Here is an 11,529-nt window from a genome sequence, read left to right as displayed (position 1 = left end):
AGATGTGTATGAGAGATCGGGCTTCTGTGGCTTCTGTGGCTTCTGTGGCTTCTGTGGCTTCTGTGGCTTCTGTGGCTTCTGTGGCTTCTGTGGCTTCTGTGGCTTCTGTGGCGAGGGAGCTTGCTCCCGCTCGATTGCGCAGCAATCGCAACACAGCCTTGGAGCTAGGGTTGAGCGTTCGAGAGGGGCTGCTTTGCAGCCCAGCGGGAGCAAGCTCCCTCGCCACAAAAGCACTTTTGCCAGGCAATCTCATTTACCCTGCCAGCACTTTTGCCAGGCAATCTCATTTACCCTGCCAGCACTTTTGCCAGGCAATCCTCATTTGCCCTGCAAACACTTTTACAAAGCGATCCTCGATTGCCTTGCAAGGCTACTGCTTCAGAACTGCGTGCTGATCCACGAAACCAGCAACGCCAGCGCCAGGCAACCAAAGCCGAACCGGTAGAAAAACCGGTTCATCCGCTGAGTGGCCAGATCCAGCAGCGCTTCAAATCGTTCGTTGCCATCGCGATTGCGCGCTTCAAGGCAGGCCCGCGCCTTTTGTTCACGGCGACGCGTCGCATGCAGCACCCAGCCGCCCGGGCAGGCAAACAGCAACGCGAGCAGGTTGATCAGTTTGGCGGGGTGGGCGGCGAACAGCGAAAACAGATGCGACGACATCACGAACCTCAAGGGAAAAACGGACGGGACACGCCCGTGGCCTACGAACAGGGCGCGGATTCTACCGAAAGCCTGCCGCCCTGCGCCGTTTTTTCCGACCAGTAACGATCCCATCGCGGCACTGTAATACTGTTCATTGAAGGCTTGTGTGAGTCATTGTGGCGAGGGAGCTTGCTCCCTCGCCACAGGATTGGCGCCAGGCGTTCGGACCTTGTGTGTTTTGTTGGGCTGACCTGGTCATTACAGGATCGGCAGGCGTTGGATTAATTTCCCTCGTCACCGTTTCGTCATCTGATTAGGCCACTCTGTCGCCCTTCAAACCTGCACGGAACCCGTCATGCTGCACGCCGAAAACCAGGATCGCCTCTATCTCATCAGCCCGAGCGACGAACAACAGAACCTCGTCGACAGCCTGTCCTTCAATGTGCAGGACCGTCATTGGCTGGTGTATTGCGCCCTCGGCGGCCATCAACATGCCGACCTGCCGGAGACCGACCTGCTGACCGGGATCAGCGTGCTGGAACTGTACTCAGAGGCTGCATGACGGTTTCACTCTGTGGGAGCAAGGCTTGCCCGCGATGAGGGCAGCACCTTCGACAATGCTGTGAAGGACAGATCGCTATCGCGGGCAAGCCTTGCTCCCACAGGTCTTGCTTTCAAAAGTCTCATCGCCCCCTGGGCCATTGCAGCCCAGGAGTCATTCCGCCGAAACCTTACTCAGCCAACACCTGGCCAATGGTCGGGTCCTTGAACAGCCGGGTCAGGGCATCGCTCAACACGTCGCTGACCAGCTTGGTGTTGGTGTCCTGGTTCGGCGCCATGCCGAAGCGCTGGTCCAGAGATGCGCCGTAACGACCGCTGTAGCGGCGGTTGGCGTTCTGCACGTCGGAGCGGAAGGTCGCGCCGATGGTGGCTTCGGTCACGTACATGCCTTCCTTGGGCGACTGATACTTCAGCTCGGCCAGGGTCACGGTCAGTTGCGGCGCATTCAAGGCGTTGGCTGTCGGCGTGAAGCCCAACAAACGCACCGCGGCTTCAGCCTGGGCCTGCAGCTTGGGCAGGATCTGCGCGCCCTGCACCGTGATTACGCTGGTTTCCGGATACAGCCCGCCGCGAGTGCCGAGCGTCGGCGACGGACGACCGTCCACAACCCGCACCACCACCGGCTGGCCACGACCTATAGGCGCCAGTTGGGCATTGAGCTTGGGCTCCGGGTTAAGTTGTTGCGGGCTGTGGGCGCAGCCGACAAGGGTCAGACTGGTCACAGCGATCAAACCGAACAACAGGCGTTGCAACATGCTCTTCTCTCCAGAATCGGGCACAAACAGGCCGGCAGTATAGCGGTGCGCCATCGCCGTGAACTAGCGTCATACGATGAATACTGAAATGTCTGACACGGGCCGTGATTGCCGGTTCCTGTCACCCCATTGTCACGGTCCTTACACCGGCATGTCATGGCCCGCTGTCAGGATTGCTCCCAAGCTCCCTGACTCGGTATCCGCCCATGCGCTTGCTCATTTCGCTGTTCACCCCGCGCCCTCATCACCGCAGCTTCGCCCTGCTCGATCGCAACGGCCGTTGCCAGGCGTTCAAGCAGTGCAGTCTGCAACCCATGGGCGAAGGCTGGGTGGAAATCGATGAGATCCGTCTCAACTGGTTGCACCAGCCACTGCCCGCCAGCGCCCGCGTGCAACCGCTTCGTGCCCGCGCACGCAACCGGCAACTGTTGACCATCTGACCGGACGGCTAATAAAAGTCATTAAACACGACCATTTCCCTGCGTTTCTTCGATACAATCTCCCCCCGATTATAAGGACGTCTCCTGATCGGGCCGCGCAACACCGCTGATGCGCTGGTATTGGCACCCCGCACCGCCCACAGAGAGCCGCCCACACAGATCGAGTGAAGCTGGCGCGCTTGCTGTTCCTCTCAGGCAAATCACCACTTTTCGCGAATCTGCAGAGCTGTCATTACGCTCGGTCACTGAGCTGTCTGCCCGTTTTGCCTGTCATGTACTCCATGGGGGCAACCAAACCGGGCGCGGTGCCAGGCTGGGACAGCCCTTTTTTGAGGTTCACGTCTTCAAAAGAGCGTGAAAAAACGGGTTTTCACAACTTCACGAGAGTGTGGCGAGCAAATGAAGAGTTTTGCGTCTGAACAAGCACCATTAGCGTCTGGAACAGCCCAACGACACAGGACCGGATATCGTTCAAGAACCGGCGCCTGAAGCCTGTCCGCTACGGATTTGGTTGCACGAACGGATGTCTCGGCCATAAGTCGAATTGCCCGCCCGGCGCTTAAATGAGTTCATGTGACTCTTGAGGCCAGGCTGCATGCATCCGCGGTAGGTGCGAAAAATTGCGAAGATTCGGACATGGCGATCCTGGCCATGGATCACTGGGGCGCAACTGACCTGCCCCGCCACTCCTGGCCGCTATGCCGACAATTTGGTGCTGCAGATTTTGGAGACGCGTTAAATGGCGCATAACGAAGCAGTCGATGTAGTTCTGGTAGGGGCCGGCATCATGAGTGCCACCCTGGCCGTGCTGCTCAAGGAGCTCGACCCCGCGATCTCGCTGGAAGTCGTCGAGCTGATGGATTCCGGTGCCGCGGAGAGTTCCAACCCGTGGAACAACGCCGGTACCGGCCACGCCGGGCTGTGTGAGCTCAACTACACGCCCCAAGCGGCCGACGGCACTGTCGACATCAAGAAAGCCGTGCACATCAACACCCAGTTCGAGGTATCGAAGCAGTTCTGGACGTACCTGACCAAAAAAGGCACGTTCGGCTCCTCCAAGTCTTTCATCGCTCCGGTGCCACACCTGAGCTTCGTGCAAGGCGAGAAAGGCGTATCGTTCCTGAAGAAGCGCTTCGAGCTGATGCACCAGCATCACGCCTTCGACGACATGGAATACACCGAAGACAAGGCCAAGATGGCCGAGTGGATGCCGTTGATGATGCCTGGCCGGCCAGACGATGAAGTCATCGCCGCCACCCGCGTCATGAACGGTACCGACGTCAACTTCGGCGCGCTGACCAACCAGTTGCTCAAACACCTGACCAGCGCCCCGGATACCCAGGTCAAATACTGCAAGCGCGTCACCGGCCTCAAGCGCAACGGCAGCGGCTGGACCGTGAGCATCAAGGACGTCAATTCCGGCAGCACTCGCGACGTCGACGCCAAGTTCGTCTTTCTCGGTGCTGGCGGCGCGGCCTTGCCATTGCTGCAAGCCTCGGGCATCGAGGAAAGCAAGGGCTTCGGCGGCTTCCCGGTCAGCGGCCAGTGGCTGCGTTGCGACAACCCGGACGTGGTCAAGCACCACCAGGCCAAGGTCTACAGCCAGGCCGCCGTGGGCTCGCCGCCGATGTCGGTGCCGCATCTGGACACCCGTGTGGTCGATGGCAAGAAATCCCTGCTGTTCGGGCCATACGCCGGTTTCACCACCAAGTTCCTCAAGCACGGCTCGATCATGGACCTGCCGCTGTCGGTACGCGCCGGCAACATCGGCCCGATGCTGGCCGTGGCCCGGGACAACATGGACCTGACCAAGTACCTGATCAGCGAAGTGATGCAGTCCATGGAGCAGCGCCTGGAATCCCTGCGTCGGTTCTACCCCGAGGCGAAAGCCGAAGACTGGCGCCTGGAAGTGGCCGGCCAACGGGTACAGATCATCAAGAAAGACCCGAAGAAAGGTGGTGTCTTGCAGTTCGGCACCGAACTGGTGGCGGCCAAGGACGGCAGCCTCGCCGCGCTACTCGGTGCATCGCCGGGTGCTTCGGTGACCGTGTCGATCATGCTGGAACTGATCGAGCGCTGCTTCCCGGACAAGGCCAAGGGCGAGTGGGCTGCCAAGCTCTCGGAGATTTTCCCGGCCCGGGAAAAAGTACTGGAAACCGACGCGGCGCTGTATCGCAAGATCAATGCGCAGAACAACATTGCGCTGGAGTTGGTTGAAGACAGCAAGGCGCACAGTTACGCCTGATACCTTGCCGTTAATGTAAAAAGCCTCCCGTGCAAAACGGGAGGCTTTTTATTTTCCGCAGTGTTATTTCATGGTGAATTTGATGCGGGTTCCACCGTTGCGAACATAGTCGTCTTCATCTTCTACATCAATCAATTGAGCGACACAATAATCCGTCGGCTCCGCATTGACCCAACGACGATAAGGCATTGCCCCTTCACTGACCGGTGTTCGTGCGACATGCCCAAAGCTGAAATGGCAGATGCGACTGTCTTGCGTGTAGCTAAAAGCCTCTTCCTTGGAGCGTGACTGAGGCAGGTAATACGTTAGCTCCTGGCTCTCGCCCGGACTTATCCAAAAGTTGTGGCCCGAACTGGCCCAATAATCAGTCCAGCTAAAGCCGCTACCAGGAATAATATCGTCTACCGTGGCATTGTGAATTTCGACATTGACAACTTCATCCCGCGCGTAGGAAGCGGAACTTGCCAGACACGCCGCCAAGGACAACAGCACGCCGGTGATATACTTTTTTTGATCTTCCATGATACATACAACTCCATTAAGACAATGACGTAAAAGCCACTTGGCTTCGAGCGCAAAAGTAATGGAATTTCAAATAAAACAGAACAGCCCGAATGGTGACATAACCTTTCAGAGCGATGTAAAAAGAAGAAGCTAGTTGCGTTCAAGCTGAATATTCAACGCTCCGAAGAGCGTTGATAGACATTAATTCAGCCACGCGCCTTGTTGATCAATTCGATATATTCCTCGGCATTACGCTGATCCTTGATCAACGCAACGAAATCGTTGCCATGCTCATCCTTGCCGTTGAGGTCATGGCCAGCCTCGACGAAGAACGTCAGGAAGCGCTCGAAATCGTCGACCCGCAAGCCACGGTAGGCCTTGATCAATTTGTGCAACGACGGCGAAGTGGCATCGACCGGTTCGAAATTGAGGAACAGCTTGATCTGCTCATCGCCAATTTCGTCGCCAATCACTTGTTTCTTGTCTTTACGCATTGCCGGCTCCAACTCGCACAATTCACGGGGCGGGCAGTTTACCCCCGGCGGGCCTCGGGGCTCAACGCGGGCGTTCGGCGCCGGTATGCAAGTCGGCCCAGATATGGCCGTTGGCGTACGTGAGGAACTGCACGTACACCGTGTCGTTGCGCAGCAGATCGATGATCACCTGGTACTGGGCCTGTGGATAAGACAGCGTCAGAGTCTTGCTCGTCTCGTCGAAGACCGGCTTCTTCAGGCTTTTGCTTTCGCCGTCGAAGTTGAGCATCACCTGACTGATGGTCGCCCCTTTGTTCAGGGGCTTGCCCTTGAGACGGACCAGCAGGGGCGAAGTGACCGGAATCGGTTGCTGGTTGGACTGGCGCTGGTTACCCAGCACCACCGAATATTCGGTCACTTGCAGCAACTGCTGCTGTTCAGGTTGTTCCTGGCGCACCATCAGGTCATCCGGCGGCAGGAACTGGCTGTGCATCGGCGCCGCCACGGCCGTCAGGGGCAGGCTGGCGATCAACAGCGAAGTGGCGCAACGGCGGATCGATACACGCATGACAAGCTCCAGGGTCTTGGCCGGGCACTCTAGCATGAGCCCGAGCGGCAAAAATAACGATCCAGATCAATACATCCGCGCAACGAGCACGGCATACTCAAAGAGCCATCAGCCCCGGTCTACCGGTGTATGCCGTTGTGGCGAGGGAGCTTGCTCCCGCTGGGCGGCGCAGCCGCCCCAGAATATTGCGAGCGCTACGCACTCGAGCGGGAGCAAGCTCCCTCGCCACGGGGCCAGTGCCAGCCCCCCCTTGCGAGGAGTATTCATGTCTTTTTCCGCCCCACCGCTGTTCGCCGCCTGGCGCCAAACCTGGCGGGCCGGCTACACCCTCGAACGCCTGCGCGGCGATCTGGTGGCCGGGCTGACCGTCGGCATTATCGCCATCCCGTTGGCCATGGCCCTGGCGATTGCCGTCGGCGTACCGCCGCAGCAAGGCCTGTACACGGTGTTGGTGGCCGCACCGCTGATCGCCCTCACCGGCGGCTCGCGCTTCAACGTGAGTGGGCCGACCGCGGCGTTCGTGGTGATCCTGCTGCCCATCACCCAGCAATACGGCCTCGGTGGCCTGTTGTTGTGCACCATGCTCGCCGGCCTGATCCTGATCGCCCTGGGCCTGATGCGCGCCGGCCGTTTGATCCAATACATTCCCTACCCGGTCATCCTCGGTTTCACCGCGGGCATTGGCGTGGTCATTGCCACCTTGCAACTCAAGGACCTGCTGGGGCTGACCACCGCAGGCCAAGCCAAACATTACATTGAACAACTGGGCGAATTGATCGTGGCGCTGCCCGGTGCCCGTCTCGGCGATGGGGTCATCGGCGCCGTGTGCCTGGCAGTGCTGATAGCCTGGCCGCGCTGGGTGCCACGGGTGCCCGGGCATCTGGTGGCCCTGTTGGTGGGCACGCTGCTTGGGCTGGCAATGGAAAGCGGCGGCTGGCCGATCGCGACGCTGGGCGAACGCTTCAGCTACGTCGTCGATGGCATCGCCCACCCAGGCATCCCGCCCTTCTTGCCAAGCTTCGACTGGCCCTGGAACTTGCCGGACGGCCAGGGCCATCCGTTGATCCTGTCCTATGACCTGATCCGCCAATTGCTGGCGCCCGCCTTTGCCATCGCCATGCTCGGCGCCATCGAGTCACTGTTGTGCGCGGTGGTGGCGGACGGCATGACCGGCAGCAAGCACGACCCCAACGCCGAGCTGATAGGCCAGGGCCTGGGCAACCTGGTGGCGCCGCTGTTCGGTGGCATCACCGCCACCGCCGCGATTGCCCGCAGCGCCACCAATGTGCGCAGCGGCGCCTCTTCACCGCTGGCCGCGATCATCCACAGCCTCGTGGTGCTGGTGGCAATTGTGCTGCTGGCGCCGCTGTTCAGTTACTTGCCCATGGCCGCATTGGCCGCGCTGCTGGTGATGGTCGCCTGGAACATGAGCGAAGCCGGGCATGTGCTGCACACCCTGCGCATCGCCCCGCGCAGCGACGTGCTGGTGCTGCTGACCTGCCTGGGCCTGACGGTGCTGTTCGATATGGTCCTGGCCGTCGCCGTCGGCCTGCTGCTGGCCGCCGGGCTGTTCATCAAGCGCATGAGCGAATTGACCGACAGCGCCGAGCTGCCGCGCCACTTCCACCAGGCCCTGCTGGACATGCCCGAGCATGTACGTTGCTACGGGATTCGCGGGCCGCTGTTCTTCGGCGCGGCGGAAAAGGCCTTGGATGTGCTGCGTCGGTTCGACCCGGGCGTTCGGGTGGTGATCGTGGATATGAGCGCCGTACCGATGCTGGACATGACCGCCCTGGCCGCGCTGGAAAATATCCTGAGGGACTATCGCAAGCAGGGTATCGGCCTGATCCTGGTGGCGACTGCGCCCAGGGTGCGCCTGAAACTGCGCCGCGCCGGCATTCATCGCGAACAACGTCAGTTGGCGTATGTGCAGACCTTGGAGCAGGCGCGGGTCAAGAGCGAAAAATGGCTAGCCGGTAGCGCGACTCAAGCAAGGCTGGCCTGATCTGTAGCAAGGGAGCCTTTGTGGCGAGGGAGCTTGCTCCCGCTGGGCTGCGTAGCAGCCCCTTGGGGTGGAGTTGTGCAATTGCAGGTGGGTGCTCCGCACCCAAGCGGGAGCAAGCTCCCTCGCCACAAAAGCTCTCAGGCCACAGGTGCTAGGCGAACTGCGCGCGCATCCAGGCGTGGTATTGCGCTACGCCAGGCTCGCCTTCGCGGGGCGCCCAATGGGCCAGTTCCCCCTCGCCCACCGGCCGGTAAGGGCCGGCCTTGCATTCGAACATCAGGCTGTCGGCTTCCAGCACCACCAAGCCGTGATACACGCCAGCCGGCAGGTCGACGCCGAGGCAATCGCCACCGGCCTGAAGGATGCGCTTGTCCACCACCGCTCCGGTTTCGTCGAAGATCAACACCCCCAATCGGCCCTTGAGCACCAGCAAGGTTTCCGCCTTGTCGGCGCTCAAGTGGCGGTGCGGCGGAATGTAGGTGGAGGGCTGCAAGCCAACCGCCATGCGGTGGCATGGCTCATCCATTTCATGGAAGTTATGGTGCTGTCGTCCGCGAGGACTGGCCGCGGCTTTCTCGGCCAATTCATCGAACAACACTTGTTCCAGAAAACTTGGCCGAGTCATCGATTACATCCCCTTGACGGCGAAAATGCCATTGGCGTTGCGCCAGTAACCTTTGTAGTCCATGCCGTAGCCGAAGATGTAGCGGTCGATGCACGGCAGACCGACAAAATCAGCTTTCAAGTCCGGCCGCGCCTTGCGGTCATGGTCCTTGTCGATCAGCACAGCAGTGTGCACGGCACGGGCGCCGGCGTGTTTGCAGAAGTCGATGATCGCGCCCAGGGTGTGACCTTCGTCGAGGATGTCATCGATGATCAGCACGTCGCGGTCGATGAACGAGACTTCCGGCTTGGCTTTCCAAAACAGGTCGCCGCCACTGGTTTCGTTGCGATAACGCGTCGCGTGCAGGTAGGACGCTTCCAAGGGGAAGTTCAGATAGGTCAGCAGCTTGCCGGAGAAAATCAGCCCGCCGTTCATCACGCAGAACACCACCGGATTGGCATCGGCCAGTTGTTCGTTGATTTGCGCACCGACACGGGCGATGGCCGCTTCGACTTCGGCTTCGGTGTACAGGCAGTCAGCCTCTCGCATGATTTGACGGATATGCTCGAGATCAGCGGACATGGCGCTCTCCAAGGGGTGGCAGGGTTCGGAAAAGCCGGCAAAGGTACGCATCCCGCCCGGCCAGATCAAGCGTTTGTGGACTAACGTTCTGTATTGTCTATAGGACAACACCCTCGGATAGATTAATCTAGGCCGGTTTTTTTGCCCGCCGCCGGAGCCTTCCCCATGCCCATCCTCGAGATCCGCCACCCGCTGATCAGACACAAACTCGGCCTGATGCGCCGCGCCGATATCAGCACGAAGAACTTCCGTGAACTGGCCCAGGAAGTCGGAGCCCTGCTCACCTACGAAGCCACCAAGGACCTGCCACTGGAGTCCTATGAAATCGACGGCTGGGCCGGTACGGTCCAGGTCGAGAAAATCGCCGGCAAGAAAATCACCGTGGTGCCGATCCTGCGCGCCGGCATCGGCATGCTCGAAGGCGTCCTGAGCCTGATCCCAGGGGCCAAGGTCAGTGCCGTGGGCGTGGCTCGCAACGAGCAGACCCTGCAAGCGCACACCTACTTGGAAAAACTGGTACCGGAAATCGACGAGCGCCTGGCAATGATCATCGACCCGATGCTCGCCACCGGCAGCTCCATGGTCGCCACTATCGACCTGTTGAAAAAGGCCGGTTGCCGAGACATCCGCGCCATGGTCCTGGTCGCCGCTCCCGAAGGCATCAAGGCCGTGCAGGACGCCCACCCGGATGTGACCATCTACACCGCGTCCATCGACCAGAAACTCAACGAACATGGCTACATCATCCCGGGCCTGGGCGATGCCGGCGACAAGATCTTCGGCACCAAGCAGAAGGACGCTTGAGCATGCAAGACGAGTTCAACGATCCGCTCTGGCGCCAGATCCTGTCCGGTGCCCAGATGCTGTTCGTCGCCTTCGGCGCGCTGGTATTGATGCCGCTGATCACCGGGCTGGACCCTAACGTGGCGCTGTTCACCGCCGGCCTGGGAACGATCTTGTTCCAGGTCGTCACCGGACGCCAGGTGCCGGTGTTCCTGGCCTCGAGCTTTGCCTTCATCACCCCGATCATCCTCGCCAAGGGCCAGTTCGGCCTGGCCGCGACCATGGGCGGCGTGATGGCGGCGGGTTTCGTCTACACCTTCCTGGGCCTGGCGGTGAAGATCAAGGGCACCGGGTTCATCGATCGGCTGCTGCCGCCGGTGGTGATTGGCCCGGTGATCATTTCCATCGGCCTGGCCATGGCGCCGATTGCCGCCAACATGGCGATGGGCAAGGCCGGCGACGGCACCGAGCTGATTCAATATCAGACCGCGATGCTGATTTCGATGCCGGCCCTGCTCACCACGCTGATCGTGGCGGTGTTCGGCAAAGGCATTTTCCGCCTGGTGCCGATCATTTCCGGGGTGCTGGTGGGCTTTGCCATGGCGTTTTTCTTCGGCGTCGTGGACACCGCGAAAATCGCCGCCGCGCCATGGTTCGCCCTGCCTGCGTTCACCGCGCCGGAGTTCAACTGGCAGGCGATCCTGTTCATCGTACCGGTTGCCCTGGCACCGGCCATCGAGCACATCGGCGGTGTGATTGCGGTAGGCAGTGTGACCGGCCGCGACTACCTGAAAAAACCCGGCCTGCATCGCACGCTGCTGGGTGACGGCATTGCCACCACCGCCGCCGGCCTGTTCGGCGGCCCGCCCAATACCACCTACGCCGAAGTGACCGGCGCGGTGATGCTGACCAAGAACTACAATCCGAAGATCATGACCTGGGCGGCGATCTTTGCCATCAGCCTGGCGTTCATCGGCAAGTTCGGCGCGCTGCTGCAGAGCATCCCGGTGCCGGTGATGGGCGGGATCCTGTGCCTGTTGTTCGGTTCGATTGCAGCGGTGGGCATGAACACGCTGATCCGCCACAAGATCGACCTGGGCGAGGCGCGCAACCTGGTGATCGTTTCGGTGACGCTGGTGTTCGGCATCGGCGGCGTGCTGGTGGGCACCGGCACCGGCCCGGACGATTTCGGCCTCAAAGGCATCGCGCTGTGCGCGGTGGTGGCGATCGCGCTGAATCTGCTGCTGCCGGGTAATGACGGTTGGAAGCAGAAGAAGGTGGATGAGCCTTTGCTGTAACCAGTACCTAATGTGGCGAGGGAGCTTGCTCCCGCTCGACCGGGCTGGCGCACCAGTGCGGAGCGCTCG

The 11,529-nt window shown here is 60.5% G+C and carries 13 protein-coding genes; 6 read left to right on the top strand and 7 right to left on the bottom strand.

The genetic code is table 11. The annotated features are described in order from the left end of the window. Positions 1–378: 378 nt before the first annotated feature. A complete protein-coding gene (locus J3361_RS21805) occupies positions 379–660 on the bottom strand; it encodes a hypothetical protein (protein ID WP_207966272.1) in 282 nt (93 codons plus the stop codon). 337 nt (positions 661–997) lie between these two features. On the opposite strand from J3361_RS21805, the gene J3361_RS21800 reads away from it, so the two are divergent. Beyond that, positions 998–1,204, top strand: coding sequence for a hypothetical protein (locus tag J3361_RS21800; protein WP_014340170.1), 207 nt, complete (start codon positions 998–1,000; stop codon positions 1,202–1,204). A 169-nt stretch (positions 1,205–1,373) separates the two neighbouring features. On the opposite strand, the gene J3361_RS21795 is transcribed toward J3361_RS21800, so the two are convergent. After that, positions 1,374–1,958, bottom strand: a complete 585-nt coding sequence (locus tag J3361_RS21795; protein WP_207966270.1) for a YajG family lipoprotein — start codon at positions 1,956–1,958, stop codon at positions 1,374–1,376. Between the two features lie 206 nt (positions 1,959–2,164). On the opposite strand from J3361_RS21795, the gene J3361_RS21790 reads away from it, so the two are divergent. Beyond that, positions 2,165–2,398: a hypothetical protein gene (locus tag J3361_RS21790; RefSeq protein WP_207966269.1), complete on the top strand. Its 234-nt coding sequence runs from the start codon at positions 2,165–2,167 to the stop codon at positions 2,396–2,398. A 739-nt stretch (positions 2,399–3,137) separates the two neighbouring features. Beyond that, entirely contained in the window at positions 3,138–4,643 is a 1,506-nt protein-coding gene (gene mqo, locus J3361_RS21785; RefSeq protein ID WP_207966268.1) for a malate dehydrogenase (quinone), read from the top strand. Between the two features lie 63 nt (positions 4,644–4,706). Here mqo and J3361_RS21780 read toward each other — a convergent pair whose 3' ends face one another. From J3361_RS21780 to J3361_RS21770, 3 genes are all read right to left on the bottom strand, one after another. Next, complete coding sequence (locus J3361_RS21780; RefSeq protein ID WP_207966267.1) at positions 4,707–5,165, bottom strand: hypothetical protein; 459 nt, start codon at positions 5,163–5,165, stop codon at positions 4,707–4,709. Between the two features lie 188 nt (positions 5,166–5,353). Further along, positions 5,354–5,641 carry a PA4642 family protein gene (locus J3361_RS21775; protein WP_053125168.1) on the bottom strand — a complete coding sequence of 96 codons (288 nt, stop codon included), beginning with the start codon at positions 5,639–5,641 and terminating at the stop codon, positions 5,354–5,356. Positions 5,642–5,702: 61 nt separating this feature from the next. Beyond that, on the bottom strand, positions 5,703–6,188 hold the full coding sequence (locus J3361_RS21770; RefSeq protein WP_207966266.1) for a hypothetical protein: 486 nt from the start codon (positions 6,186–6,188) through the stop codon (positions 5,703–5,705). Positions 6,189–6,453: 265 nt separating this feature from the next. Between J3361_RS21770 and dauA the strand changes: the two genes are divergently transcribed. Continuing rightward, the gene (gene dauA / locus J3361_RS21765; RefSeq protein WP_207966265.1) at positions 6,454–8,193 is read left to right on the top strand and encodes a C4-dicarboxylic acid transporter DauA; all 1,740 of its coding nucleotides are present in this window, start codon (positions 6,454–6,456) and stop codon (positions 8,191–8,193) included. 151 nt (positions 8,194–8,344) lie between these two features. On the opposite strand, the gene J3361_RS21760 is transcribed toward dauA, so the two are convergent. Both J3361_RS21760 and J3361_RS21755 read right to left on the bottom strand, forming a co-directional pair. Next, entirely contained in the window at positions 8,345–8,818 is a 474-nt protein-coding gene (locus J3361_RS21760) for a WbuC family cupin fold metalloprotein (protein ID WP_207966264.1), read from the bottom strand. A 3-nt stretch (positions 8,819–8,821) separates the two neighbouring features. Continuing rightward, positions 8,822–9,379 carry a hypoxanthine-guanine phosphoribosyltransferase gene (locus tag J3361_RS21755; protein ID WP_053125250.1) on the bottom strand — a complete coding sequence of 186 codons (558 nt, stop codon included), beginning with the start codon at positions 9,377–9,379 and terminating at the stop codon, positions 8,822–8,824. Positions 9,380–9,544: 165 nt separating this feature from the next. Between J3361_RS21755 and upp the strand changes: the two genes are divergently transcribed. Both upp and J3361_RS21745 read left to right on the top strand, forming a co-directional pair. Next, positions 9,545–10,183 (top strand): uracil phosphoribosyltransferase, encoded by a 639-nt coding sequence (gene upp / locus J3361_RS21750; protein ID WP_003185330.1) that lies wholly within the window; start codon positions 9,545–9,547, stop codon positions 10,181–10,183. Positions 10,184–10,185: 2 nt separating this feature from the next. Continuing rightward, positions 10,186–11,460: a uracil-xanthine permease family protein gene (locus tag J3361_RS21745; protein WP_207966263.1), complete on the top strand. Its 1,275-nt coding sequence runs from the start codon at positions 10,186–10,188 to the stop codon at positions 11,458–11,460. Positions 11,461–11,529: the final 69 nt, after the last annotated feature.

Origin of the sequence: Pseudomonas sp. OA65, assembly GCF_017498305.1 — a bacterium.
Classification (GTDB): domain Bacteria; phylum Pseudomonadota; class Gammaproteobacteria; order Pseudomonadales; family Pseudomonadaceae; genus Aquipseudomonas; species Aquipseudomonas zanjanensis.
Note: the sequence above shows the minus strand (reverse complement) of the source record. Positions and strands in the feature narration are given on the sequence as shown.

Bases quoted from the DNA above. Each gene is read 5' to 3' on its own strand.
- J3361_RS21795 (WP_207966270.1), bottom strand. From the start codon at position 1,958: ATGTTGCAACGCCTGTTGTTCGGTTTGATCGCTGTGACCAGTCTGACC.
- upp (WP_003185330.1), top strand. From the start codon at position 9,545: ATGCCCATCCTCGAGATCCGCCACCCGCTGATCAGACACAAACTCGGC.
- J3361_RS21780 (WP_207966267.1), bottom strand. From the start codon at position 5,165: ATGGAAGATCAAAAAAAGTATATCACCGGCGTGCTGTTGTCCTTGGCG.
- J3361_RS21790 (WP_207966269.1), top strand. From the start codon at position 2,165: ATGCGCTTGCTCATTTCGCTGTTCACCCCGCGCCCTCATCACCGCAGC.
- J3361_RS21805 (WP_207966272.1), bottom strand. From the start codon at position 660: ATGTCGTCGCATCTGTTTTCGCTGTTCGCCGCCCACCCCGCCAAACTG.
- mqo (WP_207966268.1), top strand. From the start codon at position 3,138: ATGGCGCATAACGAAGCAGTCGATGTAGTTCTGGTAGGGGCCGGCATC.
- J3361_RS21745 (WP_207966263.1), top strand. From the start codon at position 10,186: ATGCAAGACGAGTTCAACGATCCGCTCTGGCGCCAGATCCTGTCCGGT.
- J3361_RS21775 (WP_053125168.1), bottom strand. From the start codon at position 5,641: ATGCGTAAAGACAAGAAACAAGTGATTGGCGACGAAATTGGCGATGAG.
- J3361_RS21770 (WP_207966266.1), bottom strand. From the start codon at position 6,188: ATGCGTGTATCGATCCGCCGTTGCGCCACTTCGCTGTTGATCGCCAGC.
- J3361_RS21760 (WP_207966264.1), bottom strand. From the start codon at position 8,818: ATGACTCGGCCAAGTTTTCTGGAACAAGTGTTGTTCGATGAATTGGCC.
- dauA (WP_207966265.1), top strand. From the start codon at position 6,454: ATGTCTTTTTCCGCCCCACCGCTGTTCGCCGCCTGGCGCCAAACCTGG.
- J3361_RS21800 (WP_014340170.1), top strand. From the start codon at position 998: ATGCTGCACGCCGAAAACCAGGATCGCCTCTATCTCATCAGCCCGAGC.
- J3361_RS21755 (WP_053125250.1), bottom strand. From the start codon at position 9,379: ATGTCCGCTGATCTCGAGCATATCCGTCAAATCATGCGAGAGGCTGAC.